The following is an 18,147-nucleotide window of genomic DNA, read 5'->3' on the forward strand; positions in this document are numbered from 1 at the left end:
CCGAGTGGGCCGAAAATGCGGAGTGGAAAATGAATTGACAAATCATTTCGCGCTGAGCGGAATATCGGGCTTCCCGTATTAGGTTGAGCGTAGTAGACTCAAGTTAACTGAAGTCAACGTCATCACTACTGTCGGAAGGAGCCGCCGTGGACACCAAGTTCACGACCAAGTCCCAAGAAGCCCTGAGCGCTGCAGCGTCGAACGCCGCGACCGCGGGCAACCCCAACATCGAGCCCGCCCACGTCCTCAAGGCGCTCATGGACCAGCGCGACGGCGTGGCCGTCGCCGTCCTACAGGCCACCGGTGCCAACGCGGACGCCGTGTCCATCAAGGCGAGCAACATCATCCACGAGATGCCCAGCGCATCCGGGACCTCTACGGCCCAGCCCCAGCTGAGCCGCACCGCGCTGCAGGCACTGCAGGCTGCGGAGAACTACGCGCGTGAACTCAAGGACGAGTACGTCTCCACCGAGCACCTGCTCTACGGTCTGGCCGCGGGACGCGACAAGACCGCCGAGGCGCTGCAGTCTGCGGGCGTGACCACGGAGGCGCTCGCACAGGCCATCCCGCAGGTGCGCGGTGACCGCCGGGTCACCAGCCCGGACCCGGAGGGGACCTTCCAATCCCTCGAGAAGTTCGGCACGGACCTCACGGCAATCGCCCGCGAGGGGAAGCTCGATCCCGTGATCGGGCGTGACTCGGAGATCCGCCGCGTGGTCCAGGTGCTCTCGCGCCGGACCAAGAACAACCCCGTGCTGATCGGTGAGCCCGGTGTGGGTAAGACCGCCGTGGTCGAGGGCCTCGCCCAGCGCATGGTGGCCGGGGACGTACCCGAGTCGCTGCGCGGCAAGACCTTGATCTCCCTGGACCTGGGGTCCATGGTGGCCGGCGCCAAGTACCGCGGGGAGTTCGAGGAACGCCTCAAGGCCGTCCTGGACGAGATCAAGAAGTCCGAGGGTCAGATCGTCACGTTCATCGACGAGATCCACACGGTCGTGGGCGCGGGTGCGTCCGAGGGGTCCATGGACGCGGGCAACATGCTCAAGCCCATGCTGGCCCGCGGTGAGCTGCGCCTGATCGGTGCCACCACGCTGGACGAGTACCGCGAGAACATCGAGAAGGACGCCGCCCTGGAGCGTCGGTTCCAGCAGGTCTACGTGGGGGAGCCCTCGGTCGAGGACACCGTGGCGATCCTGCGCGGGTTGAAGGAGCGTTACGAGGCGCACCACAAGGTGCAGATCGCGGACTCGGCCCTCGTTGCCGCCGCTCAACTGTCCCAGCGTTACATCCCCAGCCGTCAGCTCCCGGACAAGGCCATCGACCTGATTGACGAGGCCGCGTCCCGGTTGCGCATGGAGATCGATTCCGCCCCGGAGGAGATCGACGAGCTGCGCCGCTCCGTGGACCGCTTGACCATGGAGGAACTGGCCCTGGACGGGGAGACAGACCCCGCGTCCGTCGAACGTCTGGCCGCTCTGCGCCAGGACAAGGCGGACAAGGAGGCCGAGCTGGATGCCCTCAACGCGCGGTGGGAGGCCGAGAAGGCCGGACTCAACCGCGTGGGTGACCTCAAGGCGCAGATCGACGACCTGCGCTCGCAGGCCGAACGCGCCCAGCGCAACGGTGACCTGGGGGAGGCCTCCCGCTTGCTGTACGGCGAGATCCCGGCTCTGCAGAAGGACCTGGACGCCGCACAGGCGCAGGAGGAGGCCGGGGCCCGGCATGACACCATGGTCTCGGAGGAGGTTACCGCGGACGACATCGCCGAGGTGATCTCCGCGTGGACCGGTATCCCCGCGGGCAAGATGCTGCAGGGCGAGTCCGACAAACTGCTGCACATGGAGCAGCTGCTGGGCAAGCGCCTGATCGGGCAGAAGCCGGCCGTGAGTGCGGTCGCGGACGCCGTACGGCGTTCCCGCGCGGGGATCTCGGACCCGGACCGCCCCATCGGCTCGTTCCTGTTCCTGGGCCCCACGGGCGTGGGCAAGACCGAGCTGGCCAAGTCCCTCGCGGACTTCCAGTTCGACGACGAGCGCGCCCTGATCCGCATCGACATGTCCGAGTACTCGGAGAAGCACTCCGTCTCACGCCTGGTCGGTGCCCCTCCGGGGTACGTGGGCTACGACGAGGGCGGGCAGCTGACCGAGGCCGTGCGGCGTCGTCCGTACTCGGTGGTGCTGCTCGACGAGGTCGAGAAGGCCCATCCCGAGGTCTTCGACATCCTGCTGCAGGTCCTGGATGACGGCCGCCTGACCGACGGGCAGGGCCGCACGGTGGACTTCCGCAACGTGATTCTGATCCTGACCTCGAACATGGGCAGCCAGTTCCTGGTGGATCCCACCATGGACGAGGAGGCCAAGAAGAACGCCGTGATGGGCGTGGTCAACGCCTCGTTCAAGCCGGAGTTCCTCAACCGGTTGGACGACATCATCATGTTCGACCCGCTGAGCACCGAGGACCTGGCCAAGATCGTGGACATCCAGGTGGCCCAGCTCGCGCACCGTCTCGAGCAGCGGCGCCTGTCCCTGGAGGTCACGCCCGGGGCTAGCGAGTGGCTGGGCATCACGGGCTACGACCCCGCCTACGGTGCCCGCCCGCTGCGCCGGCTCGTGCAGCGCGAGATCGGTGACCGCTTGGCGCGCGGGCTGCTCTCCGGCGCCATCACGGACGGGGACACCGTGCTCGTGGACGTCAACCCGGACGTCGCCCAGGACGGCCTGACTGTCACCGCTTCGCACGGCGACGACCCGCAGGACGACGACGCCGCGCACGCCCACGACGCCGCGGCGCGGGACAGCGGCGACGACGTCGTGGACGCGGAGATCGTCGACGAGTGACACCCGGCCACCGCGGATGCGTTCGCGGTGACCGAGACCGCCCGAAGAGCCTAGTGCTGCTCGGGCGGTCGTCCGTTCCGGGGCGACCGCTCATCCACGGTGGGTCTCTCGCCCGCGGCCGGCTGATCGGCCACGGCCGGCCGCGCGTCCACGTAGGTGTCCTGACGGTAGTCGTACTCCACGGGCTGACCGTTCTCGTCGGTGCGCTGGTACCACGAACTCATGCGCTCCCCCGTGGAGTCCACGTCGTGACCGGCCGCGGCGGGGCCCTCCTGGTGGCGGACCTCCAGGGCGAAATCGTCCCCGTGCTCGTCCATGCCCTGGCGTACCGCGTTGTCGAGCGCCGTGCGCGCGTAGTGGTGGCGCAGACTCATGGGATCGGTGGAGAGGTCCCGCAGGAACGCCGGGATCAGGGCCAGCAGGATCACCGCGAACGGCAGCGCCGCCACGGTCACGAGGTCCTGCAGACCCTGCAGGGCGTTCGCCCCGCCCACCGCGAGCATCACGGAGGACACCCCGGCCAGGGCCACACCCCAGAAGATGATGATCTTCCGGTCCGGTTCGGGCTTGCCCTGCTGGGACATGGACGCCATCACGAGCGTCGCGGAGTCCGCGGACGTAATGAAGAAGACGGCCAGCAGCACGATGATCGCAATGGGCGTGATCTGCGCGAACGGCAGGGCGTCCAGGACGCGGAAGAGCATGTCCTCGGGGGACGCGGCACCCGCGATGTCCACGCCGTCGCGCTGCAACCAGATGGCGGTGCCGCCGAAGACCGAGAACGCGAGCACACAGATCACGGTGGGTGCCAGCAGTACCACGCTCACATACTGGCGCAGGGTGCGCCCGCGGGAGATGCGGGCCACGAACACGCCCACGAACGGCGCCCACGAGACCCACCACGCCCAGTAGAACAGGGTCCACGAGCGCATGAATTCCTCGGCCTCCGTGCCCCAGGACGCGGAGAGGGACAGCATCTGGAACATCTCACCGAAGTATGTGCCCACGACCGAGGGGATGAAGTTCAGCAGAAACACGGTGGGGCCCGCCACGAACAGGAAGAACGCGACCACGGCCGCGAGCACCATGTTGAAGTTCGAGAGCCTGCGGATCCCCTTGGCCACGCCGGAGACCGCGGAGATCAGGAACACGCACGTGAGCACCGCGATGATCGCGATCAGCACCGCGTTGCCCACCTCACCGAGACCGGTGATGATCTGCAGACCGCGGCCGATCTGCAGCGTGCCCAATCCCAGGGAGGCGGAGGTCGCGAAGAGGATGCCCACGATCGCGAACATGTCGATGAGCCGCCCGCCCACGCTCAGGTGCGCGCGCTGGCCGAAGATCGCGGACATCAGCAGGGGCCGCCCACGGCGATAGCCCGCGTAGCCCACGGCCGCCCCCACGAGCGCGTAGATGGCCCACGCCTGCAGTCCCCAGTGGAAGATGGTCTGTGCGAGTGCGGAATGCATCGCGTGGTAGCTCTCCGCCGCGGCGCGTCCCGGGGGAGGGGTCATGTAGTACGTGACGGGTTCGTAGACACCGAAGAAGATGAGCCCCACGCCCATCCCCGCCGCGAAGAGCATGGCGATCCACGACCCCATGGAGTAGGCCGGTTCCTCGCCGTCCTTGCCCAGAGGGATCCGGCCGTAGCGTGAGAACCCCACGAAGAGCAGGAACAACAGCATCACGGCGGCCAACAGGGTGAAGACCCATCCGCCGTAGGTCACCACCGCGTCCAGTGCACCCTTGGACACCGTGGTGAGCGATTCGGTGGAGACCGCACCCCACACCATGAATCCCACGATCAGTGCTCCGGCGACCCCGAACGTGATCTTGTCCGTGTGGTAGCGCACCCGCTGTTCCTCCACCGAGACCCCGGGGACCAGGCCCGGGTGGGTGTCATGGGGATACGGACTCTCGGAGGGCGGGACCCTCCGCGGGGATGAGCTCATGGCGAACCTGCTCTGGTGCGGGGAATGTGCGGACTGCGCCGCCGGGGCCGTTTCACTGTACCGGCCGAATTCGCCCCGCGAGTTTCCTCGAACGACGCCGTGAGGGCCCGGGATTCGCCCGGGGTGGACGCACGGGGTGCGGGTGCGCGAGAAGCGTACAAAACATGTACCCTGGACACACGAAAAACTGACAAGACACTCCGGGGCCGTACTGTGTGCTCAACACGGTACCGCCGATCGGACACGAGACGCAGAGGGGGTCACGCCATGGGGCGCGGCCGTCAAAAGGCGAAGGCGACACGACAGGCGCGGGAGATGAAGTACTTCAGCCCGCAGACCGACTATTCGGCGTTGCAGCGGGAGTTGCGCAGCAGCAAACCGTCCTCCCGAGCCATGGATCACGAGGAACGTCCCGAGGATGAGGACGACTACTCGACCTACGCGGAGAAGTACTCGGACTACGACTGATCCGCTCGCCGCGCCACCGCGGCGGCGTCGTCATCGTGACCAGCAGAGCAAGGAACCGCCCACACGAGCGTGTGGGCGGTTCCTTGCGTGCCCGTCGCGTCGCGGGCGCTCGGTGCGCGTTCAGAGGGCGTAGTCACCTGTCATGAGCACGCCGCCGCCGGCCACGCCCTTGGCGCCTTGCACCCAGTCACTGCCGTGGCGGGAGGCATCCGGGTCCACGGGACCCACGCGGCCCATGATCCAGGACGGCAGCCCGCGTTCGGTGAGATGGGCCACGGCGGCGTCGGCCACGGCGGGGTCCACGATCGCGACCATGCCCACGCCCAGGTTGAGCGTGCGCTCGAGGTCCGCCAGGGGCACCTGACCGAGCTGCGCCACGAGCTGGAACACGGGCGGCAGGGACCACGTGGAGCGCTCCACCGTGGCCTGCAGGTCCGCGGGCAGAACACGCGCCAGGTTGGCCGCGAGACCACCGCCGGTCACGTGGGAGAAGCCGCGCACGCCGTGGCCCGTGGTGCCGTCCGGACCGTTCACGGGGAACGCCCCCGCGAGGTCCAGGACGTCCGCCGCGTAGACGCGCGTGGGTTCGAGCAGTTCCTCGCCCAGGGTCCGGCCCAGTTCGCTGACCTGGCGGTCCAGCTGCCAACCGGCCACGTTGATGACCCGGCGCACCAAGGAGTACCCGTTGGAGTGCAGCCCGGAGGACGCCATGCCGATCACGACGTCCCCGTCACGCACGCGCTGCGGGCCGAGCAGTTCGTCCGCCTCGATCACGCCGGTGGCCGCACCGGCGACGTCGTACTCGTCCACGCCCAGCAGCCCGGGGTGCTCGGCGGTCTCTCCGCCCACGAGGGCGGTGCCCGCGGCCTCGCACGCCGCGGCGATGCCCCGCACGATGTCCGCGATGCGTTCCGGGACCACCTTGCCGGTCGCGATGTAGTCGGTCATGAACAGCGGCTTGGCGCCCACGACCACGATGTCGTCCACGACCATGCCCACGAGGTCCCACCCGATGGTGTCGTGGACGTCCAGGGACTGGGCGATCGCGACCTTGGTGCCCACGCCGTCCGTGGACGTGGCCAGGTAGGGCTTGCGGTAGCCGGTGAGCTCGGAGACGTCGAAGAGCCCGGCGAAGCCGCCCACGCCGCCCACCACGCCGGACGTGTGGGTCGCCTTCACGGCGGACTTCATGAGTTCGACGGCGCGGTCCCCGGCCTCGACGTCCACCCCCGCGCTCGCGTAGGTGACGGCTTCCGTGCCGTGGGCTCGGGACTGGCTCATGCGGTGGTCTCCTCGTGGGCGGTGTCGGTGCGCGGTGCTGGGTCCACGAGGTCCTCGGAGGGTTCCGCGTGGGCCCCGGGGGATTCCAGCACGGACTTGCCGAGCCGGTCCGCCTTGGGCAGGGCCGTGGGGTAATCACCCGAGAAGCACGCGGTGCACAGGGTGGGACGGGGGCGGGCGGTGGCCTCGATCATCCCCTCCTCGGAGATGTACCCCAGGGAATCGGCGCCCAGGGAGGCGCGGACGTCCTCCACGGCGAGCCCGTTGGCGATCAGCTCCGCGGGGGACGCGAAGTCGATGCCGTAGAAGCACGGCCACTTGATGGGCGGGGAGGAGATCCGCACGTGGATCTCCGCCGCCCCCGCTTCACGCAGCATGCGCACGAGGGCCCGCTGGGTGTTGCCGCGCACGATCGAGTCGTCCACGACCACCAGGCGCTTGCCCGCCACGATCGAACGCAGGGGGTTGAGCTTGAGCCGGATCCCGAGCTGACGGATGGTGTCCGAGGGCTCGATGAACGTGCGGCCCACGTAGGAGTTCTTCACGAGCCCGTGTCCGAACGGGATGCCCGAGGCCTCCGCGTATCCGATCGCGGCGGGGGTCCCGGACTCGGGGGTGGGCATCACGAGGTCCGCGTTCACGGCGTGCTCGCGCGCGAGTTGTCGGCCCATCTCCACGCGGGACTCGTACACGGAGCGCCCGGCGATCGTGGTGTCGGGGCGGGCCAGGTACACGTACTCGAACACGCACCCCGCGGGCTTCGCCTCCGCGAAACGGCGCGAACGCAGGCCGTTCTCGTCGATCGCGATGAACTCACCGGGTTCCACCTCGCGCACGAAGGAGGCGCCTACGATGTCCAGCGCAGCGGTCTCGGAGGCCACGACCCAGCCGCGTTCCAGTCGGCCCAGCACGAGGGGACGCACGCCCAGGGGATCGCGCGCGGCGTAGAGTGTGGCCTCGTCCATGAACGTGAGACAGAAGGACCCCACCAGCCGGGGCAGCAGCATCATGGCCGCCTCCTCGAGCGAGTTCAGGGGGTGCTCCGCGAGCAGCGCGGTGATCAACGCGGTGTCCGTGGTGTTGCCCCGGGCGATCTCACCGCGGGACGGGAACCCGGACTTGTCGAGCAGCAGGTCGTAGAGCTCGGCGGAATTGGTCAGGTTGCCGTTGTGCGCGAGCGCGAGCGTGCCGTGCGGGGTGGCACCCAGGGTGGGCTGGGCATTGGCCCAGTGGGACGCACCCGTGGTGGAGTAGCGCGCATGTCCCACGGCCAGGTACCCCTTGAGAGTGTTGAGCGTGGTCTCGTCGAAGACCTGGGACACGAGCCCCATGTCCTTGTAGACCGAGATCCGTTCCCCGTCGGACGTCGCGATGCCCGCGGACTCCTGCCCGCGGTGCTGCAGCGCGTACAGGCCGTAGTACGTCAATTTGGCGACGTCCTCGCCCGGGGCCCACACGCCGAACACGCCGCACGCGTCCTGGGGGCCTTTTTCTCCGGGCAAGAGGTCGTGAGAGAGTTTTCCGTCAGCTCGAACCACGCAGACAGTGTCTCATGTGCCGGGGCGCTCGTCCGCCCCGTGAAGATTCTGGACCTCCGCGGTCACGTGCCGGGAGCGTTTGAGGGAGATCCGGTCCAGGACGAGTGCCACCACGGCGCCTACGGTCGCACCCACGATCAGGAACGTCATGAGGAAGAACCCGATGATGGCCCCGCGGGTGTAGGCGAGCGATCCGGGGCCCAGCGCACCCACGAGCAGTCCCGCGATGGCCCCGACGGCCGCGCCCGTGATGAGGAACGCGATCATGTTGGGGGCGCGGCGCACCGTCATCCGTTCGGTGGCGGAACCGGGCTGCGGGGCGGGCGCGGGCGTCTCGGGATCGGCGGAACTCATGGTTTCCAGGTTATCGCGCATCCGGGCGTGCGCGGGCCACGCGATGTCGTCGGTGGGGCGTGGGTGGTGCCTCAGCCGAACAGCGGGAGCCACGCGCTGAGGTCGGTGCGCGTCCCGGACGCCGCGACGCTGCCCTCGCGGACGCTGTCGGTCCACCGTGCGCGTCCGGTCGCGAGCGCGAGCCACGTGGTGGCGTCGGTCTCCACCACGTTGGGTGGGGTGCCGCGCGTGTGGCGCGGACCGGGGACGCACTGGGTCACGCCGAAGGGCGGCACGCGCACCTCCACGGAATTGCCCTCCGCGCGACTCGCGAGTTCCTCGAGGCAGTAGCGCACCGCGGTGGCCGTGGTGCGGCGGTCGGCCTCGTCAGGGGATCGGCGCCAGCGCGCGAGCGCGAGGCTGCCGTCCGCCGGGTCGACCTTGCGTCGGATCGTCATGGCCCACCTCTGGGATCGTGGATCTCGGATTGAGGATCGGGGGGCCGGTCAGCCCAGGAGTTCCCGCAGCGGCTCGGCGAGCTCGATGGCACCCACGGGCCGCCCAGCCCCGGTGATCGGGTGCGTGACACGTTCGAGGACGCGATCGGCGTCGGCCCGGGAAACGGCACCCGCGTGCGCGAGCAGCGTGAGGCCCACGAGTGAGTTGGCGCGCGAGGAACCGTCCAGCATCTTGATGGCCACGGACCACCCGGAACGGGTGCCCAGCCCCAGCACGCCCTCCGCGCCGAGCTTGGTGATCACGTCCAGCTCCTCCATGATCACGGTGTTCGAACGCCCCGGGCCCTGGACGTACTCGGGGTAGTCGAGCATGGACGTGGCCACGGTCGCGGCGCGGGCGTCAGCCTCCACGTTGCGTGCGGCGCGCCCCAGCGTGGAGTACATGCGGGCGAGGCCGGTGAGGGTGATCGCCGTGAGCGGTGCACCGCAGCCGTCCACGCCCACGTGCTGGGCGCGCTCGCCGGAGAACTCCTCGATGGTCTCGATCACGAGCTGCTGCAGCGGGTGCTCGGGATTCAGGTAGGAGTCGATGGGCCACCCGTTGGTCACGCACGCGAGCAGGAACGCCGCGTGCTTGCCCGAACAGTTCATGCACATGCGGTTGCGGCCGCGTTCGGTGCGGATCAACCACGCGCGCGTGTCCTCGTCCTGGGGCCAGTCCGGCGGGCACTGCAGCGCCTCGGGGTCCAGCTCGGCCGCCTTGAGGATCGAGTTGACCGCGTCCAGGTGGTCGAACGTGGCGGTGTGCGACGCCGCCGCGATCGCCACCTGCTCGCCGCGCAGCGGGGCCCCGGCCTTCATCGCGGCGATCGCCTGGAACGGCTTGAGGGCCGAGCGCGGGAAGATCGCCTCGTCCGGAGCGCCCACGGAGAACGCCACGGATCCGTCAGGTGCCAGCACCACGGCGGATCCGCTGTGCCGGGACTCCACGAAGCCGCTGCGTTGCACCACGGCGAGTTCCACGGCCTGGTCCGAGCTGAAGGTCTGCATACCTTCCAGTATGGCAGCGTGGCCCGCGCAATCGTTGCCCGGGCGGGGGCTGTGGCCGATACGCTGAGCGCGTGAAGGTTTTGGTGGTGGGCCCAGGGGGCCGCGAACACGCGATGATTACGTCCCTGTTACGGGACCCGCACGTCAGCGAGGTGCACAGCGCACCTGGTAACCAGGGGATCGCCCAGGACGTCCCGGTGCATCCCCTCAACGCGCAGGACCCGGAGGCCGTGGTCGCGCTGGCTCGGGAGTTGGGCGCGGACCTCGTGGTCGTGGGACCGGAGGCACCGCTCGTCGCCGGTGTCGCAGACGCCCTCACTCGTGCGGGCATCCCCGTGTTCGGTCCGTCCGCACAGGCCGCGCGGATCGAGGGCTCCAAGGCGTTCGCCAAGGAGATCATGGCGGCGGCGGGTGTCCCCACTGCGCGATCGGTGGCCACGACGGATCTCGCGGACGTGCGGGCGGCCTTCGAGCGTTTTGGTGCGCCCTACGTGGTTAAGGATGACGGGTTGGCTGCGGGCAAGGGCGTGGTGGTCACGCCGGACCGGGACCGTGCCGAGGCCCACGCGCGCGAATGCCTGGACGCGGGGGGTGCCGTGGTCGTCGAGGAGTTCCTGGACGGCCCGGAAGTGTCCCTGTTCGTGCTCAGCGACGGCGAGAACGTGGTCCCACTGCAACCGGCCCAGGACTTCAAGCGCGTTCGCGACGGTGACCAGGGCCCCAACACGGGTGGCATGGGCGCCTACACGCCGCTCGAGTGGCTGCCCGAGGGGTTCACGGACGAGGTCGTGCGCCGCGTGGCCCGCCCCGTGATCGACGAACTGCGACGCCGCGGCACCCCCTTCGTGGGGGTGCTCTACTGCGGTCTCGCCGTGACCGAGCGCGGCATCCAGGTCATCGAGTTCAACGCGCGCTTCGGCGATCCCGAGACCCAGTCCGTCCTGGCGGTGCTCGAAACCCCGCTGGGCGAACTGCTGCTCGACGCCGCGCAGGGCCGGTTGTCCGAGCGCGGGGAGCTCCAGTGGGCCCCCGGCGCGTCCGTGACCATCGTGCTCGCGGCTCACAACTACCCGGGCACCCCGCGCAAGGGGGACGTGATCACGGGGCTGGCCGAGGCCGCCCAGGACCCGGACACGTGGGTCATCCACGCCGGCACAGACCGCAACGGCGCCGGGGAGATCGTCTCGGCGGGCGGGCGCGTGCTCGCCGTCGTCTCCCGCGGGGCGGACCTGCGGGAAGCACGCGAGCGTGGCTATCGTGGGATGGAGCGCATCACCCTTCCCGGATCGCACTACCGCACCGACATCGCGCTGGTCGCGTCCGAGGGACGGATCACGGTCCCCGGGGGCCAACCGGGTCCCGGCACCACGGACGCCCCGGGCGGGACGCCGGGTCGCACCGGGGCGCCCACCGCGACCACAGCAGAGGAGCAGGCATGAGCGAGCACGGCACACCCCTCGAGATCCCGGGCTGGAAGCACGTCTACTCCGGCAAGGTCCGGGAACTCTACGTCCCGGACGAGTCCCGCCTCAGCGCCACGGGTGTGGCGATCCACGACGACGCCGAGTACCGCGCCGGTGCCGTGCTCGTGGTCGCGAGCGACCGGATCTCCGCGTTCGACCAGGTGCTGCCCACCACCATCCCGGACAAGGGCGTCATCCTCACCCAGTTGTCCCTGTGGTGGTTCCAGCAGTTGGACGGGATCGCGAACCACATCCTGACCACGGACGTTCACGAGTCCGTGCGCGGGCGCGCGGTCGTGTGCAAGAACCTGTCCATGTTTCCCGTGGAGAACATCGTGCGCGGGTATCTCACCGGCTCCGGGCTCAAGGACTACCGCGCCACCGGGTCGGTGTGCGGGATCGAGCTGCCGGAGGGCCTCGAGGACGGCGACCGGCTGGAGCAGCCCATCTTCACACCCACGGGCAAGGCCGAACTGGGGGAGCACGACGAGCCCATCACCTATCAGGAAATGGCGAACGTGGTGGGCAATTCCGTGGCGGACCGGTTGCGGGAGCTGTCCCTGAAGATCTACTCGAGCGCCGAGCGGATCGCCCGGGAGCGGGGGATCATCGTGGCGGACACCAAGGTGGAGTTCGGCCTGGACTCCTACCGCGGGGCCATCACCCTGGGGGACGAGGTGCTCACCCCTGATTCCTCACGGTTCTGGGACCTGGAGACCTACAAGCCGGGCCGCCCGCAACCGTCCTTCGACAAACAGTACGTGCGGGACTGGTTGCGCTCGGACGCCTCCGGGTGGGACGGCCAGGGCCCCGTGCCCGAGCTGCCCGAGGAGGTCGTGGCCAAGACGCGCGAGCGCTACGTGGAGGCGTACGAGCGGCTCACCGGCCGGGTGTTCGACGCCCGCGGCCCGTTCTTCGAGGTCGCCGGCCCGCCCGAGTACTGATCCGGCCCAGTACGGATCCTGCCCGGCGCTAGGCCGGCGGCAGCGCGGGTCCTACTTCGTCGAGACTGATGCCTCGGCGCGCTCACGCGCCGGTGCTCACCGGCCGTCCCAGCGCCCGGTGCGCATATCCACGCGGACCCAATGGGCGTCGGTCTCGCGCAGGGGCGTGCCTTCGCGTTCGTAGTGTTCCCGCGCAGTGATCTGCAGGTGGTCGGGCAGCGTGCCGTCCGCGCGCACCACACGCCACCACGGGACGTCCGTCCCGGCCAGGCCCATGGCCATGATCCGCGCCGCGAGCCGCGGGGTGCTCAACCACGCGAGTTCCGCCACGTCCCCGTAGCTGAGCACCGCGCCCGGTGGGATCGCGACGACGACGCTGCGCACGGCCTCGACCGCGTCCGTCCCGGTCCTCGGGGCGTCCGGGGTGTCACTCACGCGACCGGGATCCGCACGTCCAGGTGCCACACGGCATTGCGCGGACCGTACTGCACCTGACCGTTGAGCAGGGCGACCCGTTCCTGGATGCCGCGCAGCCCGAACGCGGAGGTCAGTTCCCTGCGCCCGGAGTCGGTGCTGGCACCCCGGCGGATCTGGTTCTCGGCGTGGACGTGCACGGCGCCGTCCCGGACGAACACCCGCAGGGCGCACCGGGAACCCGTGGGCGCGTACTTGATCATGTTGGTCGAGGCCTCCTGCAGCACCCGGGCCGCGGTGCCGCGGATGGACGTGGGGATCTCGTCCAGGCCGTCACCCAGTTCGAGCTCCGGCACGAGTGCGGCGCGTTCGAGGCTCGCCGCGAGTGCCCGGGCCACGCCGTACAGGGACCCCGTGGTGAGCCCGGAACTGCTGTCCCGCTCGTCCGGGGCGCTGGGGGAGTCCCGCAGGATATGCAGCAGCGTGCGCAGCTCATGCAGCCCGGAGCGGGCGGCGGAGTCCATCATGTCGATCGTGCGGTGCAGTTCCCCGGGGTCCTGCTGCCGGTGGGACCCCGCAGCCTGCATGGTCACGAGGGTCAGTTCGTGCGCGACCACGTCGTGCAGGTCCCGGGCCAGGGCGAGCCGTTCCTGCTCCCGCAGCCGCTGGTGGGTGACCTCTAGAACCGCGAGGCGGCGGGTGTTGAGCCGGTACTGGGTCATGAAGAACCGCACGGCCGCACCGATCAGCGCGGACACACCCAGGGGGATACCCACGGTCCACACGAAATCGGAATTGCGCAGCACCCCCGCGGACACGACCATCCACGTGGCGGTGACCGCCAGGTGGGCCACCGCAGTCCCGCGGGAGAGCATCGCGAGCACCGCGACCATCACGACGCACCCGCACAACAGGGCCAGGGCGTAGTCGTGCAAGACCGTGGCCAACACGTACGACAGCGTGATGGCCACGGCGCTCGCGAGGGGCGACCATGCGAGCAGCGCCACGGCCCCGTAGCTCAGGACCAGGAAACTGCTCGAGAGCACGGCGGGTGCCGGGGGCATGAACGACCACGGCATGGACCGCAGGTCGTCGAGCAGTGCCACCGCGGCGAAGAGCACCACGACGACACGCAGCCAGCTCGGCATACCGCCGGATCGAGGGGCGGGGTCCACCCCGATAGCAGTACCCCCCGGGATCACCGGTTGGGGCAGAGAACGGGCCAGTAGTGGCAGATCACGTTCGTGGGGCCGCGCGGGACCGTGGGGGACGCGGCGTGCGCCGGCGCCGCGCTGAGGATGAGGGCTCCGCTCAGCAGGGCCGCGGTGGCGGTGCGCACCCAGCGTGTGCGGGTCGAAGTGGTGGTGGTCACGGGGGACGAGTGCTCAGTCATGCGCTCAGTTTATGATCAGGCCATGGATTTGTGCAGGCTTCTCTTGGTGGACGATCATCCGCTCATGCGTGACGCCCTCGCAAACCTGTTCCGCGCGGAGCCGGGTTTCGAGGTCGCGGGGGAGGCCTCGGACGGCGCGGAGGCCGTGGCCACGTGCCTGGAACTGCGCCCTGACGTGGTGCTCATGGACATCCGTATGCCGGGGATGGACGGGATCGAGGCCACCGGGGAGATCGTGCAGCGCTGCCCGGAGACCAAGGTGCTCGCGCTGACCACGTTCTCGACCCTCGAGTACGTGGTCCCCGCTCTGCGCGCGGGGGCCTCCGGGTACCTCGTCAAGGACGCCCGGCACGACGAGATCGTCTCCGCCGTAAGCCTGATCCGCGAGGACGAACTCGCGCTGTCCCCGTCCGTGGCCAGCTCGCTGGCCAACAACGTGTTGGGGGACGTCCCGGTGCCCTCCGTGCGCCGCGGTCACCTGCGCGCTGCGGCGGCCGGCGCCGTCGAACCCGCACCCCGGGGACCCCACCCGGACGCGCCCAAGCTCTCGCCGCGCGAACTCGAAACGCTCGAGTGGATCGCCAAGGGGCTCAACAACAATGAGATCGCCGAGCGCATGTCCGTCTCGCACGGCAGTGTGAAGGCCTACGTGTCCCATCTGTGCGAGAAACTCGCGGTGCGGGATCGGGTCCAGGTGCTGATCTCGGGCATCCAGTGGGGCCTCGTGCATCCCGAGCTGGACGACGAGCGGTACCCCCGCCTGACCTGATTCCCAGGTTACCTTCAGGTTCACGCTCGAAGACTGGCCGAATGGCCATGGTGGCGCGGGTCCCCGGTACGGCACAGTTAGTGGTGGACATCGGAGGAGATGTCCACCGCTCCACGGGGGTCGAGCGAGTGTACGGCGTACGGCCCCGAGTAGGAGCGGACCGCTGAACTCGCGACGGGGGTCCTCGTTCCCCCTTGTGACAGAGCTCCGCGAGGCCTGGATCACCTCGCGTGCAGTTCCGAGGTCCTCCGTCGCGTCAGCGGGCCAGGGCGGATGCAAGCCTGACCCCGGCGCCTCCAGGCCAGGAGGCGCCGGGGTTTTTCCTTTGTCAGGGGAGTGCCGGGGAGTTTCCGACGGGCGGGTCAACGGCGCCCCTTCATCGATCCGACGCCCGGGCCGGACGTGGCCGGTCTCGGGACCGTTCGCTGCCGGGCCGTTCAGCCCCGTTCGGCTCGGTTTCTACCCGGCTCAGTCCCGCTCAGCTCAGTCCTGCCGGGCCCGGTCCTGTTCGGCGAGGTCGTGCGCGGCGCGGTCGTGGTTGGCTCGGTCCTGGTCGGCCGTGCCGGTCGCGTCCGGCACGAAGCCGTAGAACCACATGATGTGCTCGCGCAGCAGGCGCGCGGTCAGGGCGCCGTCGCGTTCGGTGGTCGCGCTCAGGATCGCGCGGTGCTGTTGCTGCAGGTGCGCGCGGATCTCCGGCCAGCCCGTGACCTTCGCGACCGTCTCCTGGACGTACCCGATCGTGGCCTCGCGCAGGGACGCCATGATCGTCTCGAGCACCACATTCCCGCTCAGGGATGCGAGGCGCACGTGGAACTGCGCGTCCAGCGCGTGGAACTCGGCGTCGCTCACCTCGGGGTCGTCCATGCGGTCGAGCAGTTCGCCGGCCTGCGCAAGGATCTCGTCCCGGTGCGGATCGGTCGACGACGCCGCCTCAAGACTCGCGTGGCTCTCCAGCAGCACGCGTGTGCCCACCACGTCCGCGACCGGCAAGGAACGGGTGGCAATGTGCATCCGCAGGGCCCAGCCGAGCGCCGCGGAGGGGTCCGAGATAACGGAGGCCCCGGACTGCGGGCCCGAGCCCGTGGCCGTCCGTACGAGCCCCATGGCCGCGAGGATCCGCACGGCCTCCCGTACCGACGCCCGGGAGATGCCGAAGTCCTCGGCGAGCGCGCGTTCGGCGGGGAGCTTGTCGCCCACGTGCAGCCCGCCCGTGCGCAACTGGTGTTCGAGCCAGTCCAGCACGAAGGTGTAGGCGGGGGTGGTGCTCATTGATTCCTCTCGGGGCGGGTCCGTGGTCCGTTGCGGCGAGGTGCCGCCGGACCGGGCTCCTCACTGTGCCCACAGGGTTGCGGGTGCCATGGCGTGCTGAGCCCCATGGTGCTCGGCGTCCCCGGGGTGCCCGCAGCTCCGCGGCGCCCGGACGGTCTGGTATCTCAGGAGTGCTCAGGCGGCGGGCAGCATCCATGCGAGCACGTTGGACTGCAGGAACACCAGGAAGCACAGCACCAGCAGCATGCCCAGGGACCACGGGACCACGGAGCGGAAGATCTGAGACTCCTTGCCCTGCATGCCCACCGCTGAGGAGGCGATGGCCAGTGACTGCGGCGAGATCATCTTGCCCACCACACCGCCGGACGTGTTCGCGGCGGTCATCAGGTACGGGTCCAGCCCAGACCCCAGGGCCGCGGTCTTCTGCAGGTTGGCGAACAGTGCGTTGGCGGACGTGTCCGAACCGGTGACCGCGGTGCCCACCCAGCCCAGCACGGGGGAGAAGAACGCGAACGCCGCGCCAAGACCGGCCACGAACGTGCCGATCGCCAGGGTCTGGCCGGAGAAGTTCATCACGTAGGCCAGTGCCAGCACGGACATGATGGTCAGGGCGGAGAAACGCATCTTCCAGAAGCTGCGTCCGATTTCGGCAAGGGCATCCGCGATCGAGAGTCGGAACATCCCGTGGTGGTTGAACAGGGCGTAGATCACGGCCACCAGCAGGCCGGTGATGAGCAGCAGCGTGCCGGGGCTGGAGAGCCACTGGAAAGAGTAGACCGTGCCCGAGATGGCTTCGCCCTTGGCATTGAGCAGGTGCCCGTTCAGGCCGGGCCACGGGATCTTGACGTCCGTGGACGCCAGCGCCTTGGGCACATTGACCCCGGCGGTCCAGAGCTTGGCGACGCCGAAGACGGCCACCACCAGCAGGTAGGGCAGCACTGCCATCCACACGCGCCCGGCCGTGAGCACCGCAGCATCCTCCGGGCGGGAGACGCCCAGGTCCGCGCGCACGGCCTCGGCGCCCTTGGGACGCCAGAAGCGCATGAGGATCACCACACCGGCGAGCCCGGCGAGGGACGCCACCACGTCGGTGAGCTCGTACGAGAAGTGCGTGGCGCACCACCACTGGGCGATCGCGAAGCTGCCGCCCACCACGAGGGCGGCGGGCCAGGCCTGCTTGAGACCGCGGGCGCCGTCGACGATCAGCAGCAGGAAGAAGGGGACCACGAACGCGAAGAACGGGGCCTGGTGACCCACCACGGCACCGATGTGGGCCGGGTCGAGGTCCGTGAGTGTGCCCGCGGTGGTGATGGGGATCGCGATCGCGCCGAAAGCCACGGGGGCGGTGTTGGCGATCAGCACCAGCGTGGCCGTCTTGAGAGGCTTGAGCCCAAGGGCCAGGATCATCGTGGCGGTGATCGCCACGGGGGCGCCGAAGCCTGCGAGAGCCTCGAGCAGACCGCCGAAGCAGAACGCGATGAGCATGGCCTGGATGCGCAGGTCACCGCCCCCGATGGTGTCGAAGATGGTGCGCAGGTCCTCGAAACGCCCGGAGAGCACGGTCACCTGGTAGAACCACAGGGCCATGACCACGATCCACACGATCGGGAACAGTCCGTAGACGGCGCCCTGGGTGGCGGTCAGTGCGGCGAGGTGCGCTGGCATGCCGAAGCCCAGGGTGGCCACCAGCAGGGCCACGGCGAGGGACGTGAGACCCGCTACGTAGGCGCTGGCCTTGAAGGCCAGCAGCATCACGAAGAAGGTCAGCAGGGGCAGGCAGCCGACCAGGGCGGACAGCCCGACGCTGCCTCCCACGGCGTCGGTCGCGGCGGTAAAGGTATTCACGCGTTCTCCAAGGGGTGGGGCCGGATCGGAACCGTGGTTCCCGGATCGAGAGTGTGGTCTCGGCGGGGCGGTGTGCACCACGTCCGGGCAAGTCGTACGATGAGTGGTCAGACCACATTGGTCCTAC

General features: G+C 69.4%; 16 protein-coding genes. 5 read left to right on the plus strand and 11 right to left on the minus strand.

Features of this window, described 5'->3' with window-relative positions:
- The first annotated feature begins 146 nt into the window (after positions 1-146).
- On the plus strand, positions 147-2,837 hold the full coding sequence (gene clpB / locus RF650_RS05000; RefSeq protein ID WP_368814243.1) for an ATP-dependent chaperone ClpB: 2,691 nt from the start codon (positions 147-149) through the stop codon (positions 2,835-2,837).
- Positions 2,838-2,887: 50 nt separating this feature from the next.
- Here clpB and RF650_RS05005 read toward each other — a convergent pair whose 3' ends face one another.
- Positions 2,888-4,792, minus strand: a complete 1,905-nt coding sequence (locus RF650_RS05005) for a BCCT family transporter (protein ID WP_368814244.1) — start codon at positions 4,790-4,792, stop codon at positions 2,888-2,890.
- 267 nt (positions 4,793-5,059) lie between these two features.
- Between RF650_RS05005 and RF650_RS05010 the strand changes: the two genes are divergently transcribed.
- On the plus strand, positions 5,060-5,260 hold the full coding sequence (locus RF650_RS05010) for a DUF3073 domain-containing protein (protein WP_064846353.1): 201 nt from the start codon (positions 5,060-5,062) through the stop codon (positions 5,258-5,260).
- Between the two features lie 120 nt (positions 5,261-5,380).
- Here the strand turns inward: RF650_RS05010 and purM are convergent, their stop codons facing one another.
- The 5 genes from purM to RF650_RS05035 form a co-directional block, all read right to left on the minus strand.
- Positions 5,381-6,541 carry a phosphoribosylformylglycinamidine cyclo-ligase gene (gene purM, locus RF650_RS05015; protein ID WP_368814245.1) on the minus strand — a complete coding sequence of 387 codons (1,161 nt, stop codon included), beginning with the start codon at positions 6,539-6,541 and terminating at the stop codon, positions 5,381-5,383.
- The gene (purF, locus tag RF650_RS05020; RefSeq protein ID WP_239319289.1) at positions 6,538-8,079 is read right to left on the minus strand and encodes an amidophosphoribosyltransferase; all 1,542 of its coding nucleotides are present in this window, start codon (positions 8,077-8,079) and stop codon (positions 6,538-6,540) included. Before purF ends, purM begins: the two co-directional genes overlap by 4 nt.
- A 12-nt stretch (positions 8,080-8,091) precedes the next feature.
- Positions 8,092-8,433, minus strand: coding sequence for a hypothetical protein (locus tag RF650_RS05025; RefSeq protein WP_318541161.1), 342 nt, complete (start codon positions 8,431-8,433; stop codon positions 8,092-8,094).
- A 71-nt stretch (positions 8,434-8,504) separates the two neighbouring features.
- Positions 8,505-8,870, minus strand: coding sequence for a sterol carrier family protein (locus RF650_RS05030; protein WP_064846357.1), 366 nt, complete (start codon positions 8,868-8,870; stop codon positions 8,505-8,507).
- Positions 8,871-8,918: 48 nt separating this feature from the next.
- Positions 8,919-9,920, minus strand: a complete 1,002-nt coding sequence (locus RF650_RS05035) for an asparaginase (RefSeq protein WP_368814246.1) — start codon at positions 9,918-9,920, stop codon at positions 8,919-8,921.
- A gap of 71 nt (positions 9,921-9,991) precedes the next feature.
- On the opposite strand from RF650_RS05035, the gene purD reads away from it, so the two are divergent.
- A complete protein-coding gene (gene purD, locus RF650_RS05040) occupies positions 9,992-11,359 on the plus strand; it encodes a phosphoribosylamine--glycine ligase (RefSeq protein WP_368814247.1) in 1,368 nt (455 codons plus the stop codon).
- Positions 11,356-12,327, plus strand: coding sequence for a phosphoribosylaminoimidazolesuccinocarboxamide synthase (locus RF650_RS05045; protein ID WP_085106185.1), 972 nt, complete (start codon positions 11,356-11,358; stop codon positions 12,325-12,327). Before purD ends, RF650_RS05045 begins: the two co-directional genes overlap by 4 nt.
- Before the next feature lie 96 nt (positions 12,328-12,423).
- Here RF650_RS05045 and RF650_RS05050 read toward each other — a convergent pair whose 3' ends face one another.
- Genes RF650_RS05050 through RF650_RS05060 form a run of 3 tightly spaced genes read right to left on the minus strand, consistent with a single transcriptional unit; the run spans position 12,424 to position 14,134 of the window.
- Positions 12,424-12,762 (minus strand): MGMT family protein, encoded by a 339-nt coding sequence (locus tag RF650_RS05050; RefSeq protein WP_368814248.1) that lies wholly within the window; start codon positions 12,760-12,762, stop codon positions 12,424-12,426.
- Complete coding sequence (locus RF650_RS05055; RefSeq protein ID WP_368814250.1) at positions 12,759-13,889, minus strand: sensor histidine kinase; 1,131 nt, start codon at positions 13,887-13,889, stop codon at positions 12,759-12,761. The genes RF650_RS05050 and RF650_RS05055 overlap by 4 nt, the downstream gene beginning before the upstream one ends.
- Positions 13,890-13,939: 50 nt before the next feature.
- Positions 13,940-14,134, minus strand: a complete 195-nt coding sequence (locus RF650_RS05060) for a hypothetical protein (protein ID WP_064846363.1) — start codon at positions 14,132-14,134, stop codon at positions 13,940-13,942.
- A 22-nt stretch (positions 14,135-14,156) separates the two neighbouring features.
- On the opposite strand from RF650_RS05060, the gene RF650_RS05065 reads away from it, so the two are divergent.
- On the plus strand, positions 14,157-14,903 hold the full coding sequence (locus RF650_RS05065; protein ID WP_035964139.1) for a response regulator transcription factor: 747 nt from the start codon (positions 14,157-14,159) through the stop codon (positions 14,901-14,903).
- A 483-nt stretch (positions 14,904-15,386) separates the two neighbouring features.
- On the opposite strand, the gene RF650_RS05070 is transcribed toward RF650_RS05065, so the two are convergent.
- Together RF650_RS05070 and RF650_RS05075 are read right to left on the minus strand one after the other, a co-directional pair.
- Positions 15,387-16,175, minus strand: coding sequence for a FadR/GntR family transcriptional regulator (locus RF650_RS05070; protein ID WP_368814251.1), 789 nt, complete (start codon positions 16,173-16,175; stop codon positions 15,387-15,389).
- A 174-nt stretch (positions 16,176-16,349) separates the two neighbouring features.
- Positions 16,350-18,020, minus strand: coding sequence for an L-lactate permease (locus tag RF650_RS05075; protein ID WP_368814252.1), 1,671 nt, complete (start codon positions 18,018-18,020; stop codon positions 16,350-16,352).
- Positions 18,021-18,147: the final 127 nt, after the last annotated feature.

Source organism: Kocuria sp. CPCC 205297, from assembly GCF_040981035.1.
Lineage (GTDB): Bacteria > Actinomycetota > Actinomycetes > Actinomycetales > Micrococcaceae > Kocuria > Kocuria marina.

What these genes read in the sequence shown, in the direction of transcription:
- RF650_RS05065 (WP_035964139.1), top strand. Translation starts at nt 14,157, where the DNA reads ATGGATTTGTGCAGGCTTCTCTTGGTGGACGATCATCCGCTCATGCGT.
- RF650_RS05060 (WP_064846363.1), bottom strand. Translation starts at nt 14,134, where the DNA reads ATGACTGAGCACTCGTCCCCCGTGACCACCACCACTTCGACCCGCACA.
- RF650_RS05055 (WP_368814250.1), bottom strand. Translation starts at nt 13,889, where the DNA reads ATGCCGAGCTGGCTGCGTGTCGTCGTGGTGCTCTTCGCCGCGGTGGCA.
- RF650_RS05045 (WP_085106185.1), top strand. Translation starts at nt 11,356, where the DNA reads ATGAGCGAGCACGGCACACCCCTCGAGATCCCGGGCTGGAAGCACGTC.
- RF650_RS05030 (WP_064846357.1), bottom strand. Translation starts at nt 8,870, where the DNA reads ATGACGATCCGACGCAAGGTCGACCCGGCGGACGGCAGCCTCGCGCTC.
- purM (WP_368814245.1), bottom strand. Translation starts at nt 6,541, where the DNA reads ATGAGCCAGTCCCGAGCCCACGGCACGGAAGCCGTCACCTACGCGAGC.
- RF650_RS05070 (WP_368814251.1), bottom strand. Translation starts at nt 16,175, where the DNA reads ATGAGCACCACCCCCGCCTACACCTTCGTGCTGGACTGGCTCGAACAC.
- RF650_RS05005 (WP_368814244.1), bottom strand. Translation starts at nt 4,792, where the DNA reads ATGAGCTCATCCCCGCGGAGGGTCCCGCCCTCCGAGAGTCCGTATCCC.
- RF650_RS05010 (WP_064846353.1), top strand. Translation starts at nt 5,060, where the DNA reads ATGGGGCGCGGCCGTCAAAAGGCGAAGGCGACACGACAGGCGCGGGAG.
- RF650_RS05035 (WP_368814246.1), bottom strand. Translation starts at nt 9,920, where the DNA reads ATGCAGACCTTCAGCTCGGACCAGGCCGTGGAACTCGCCGTGGTGCAA.
- RF650_RS05025 (WP_318541161.1), bottom strand. Translation starts at nt 8,433, where the DNA reads ATGAGTTCCGCCGATCCCGAGACGCCCGCGCCCGCCCCGCAGCCCGGT.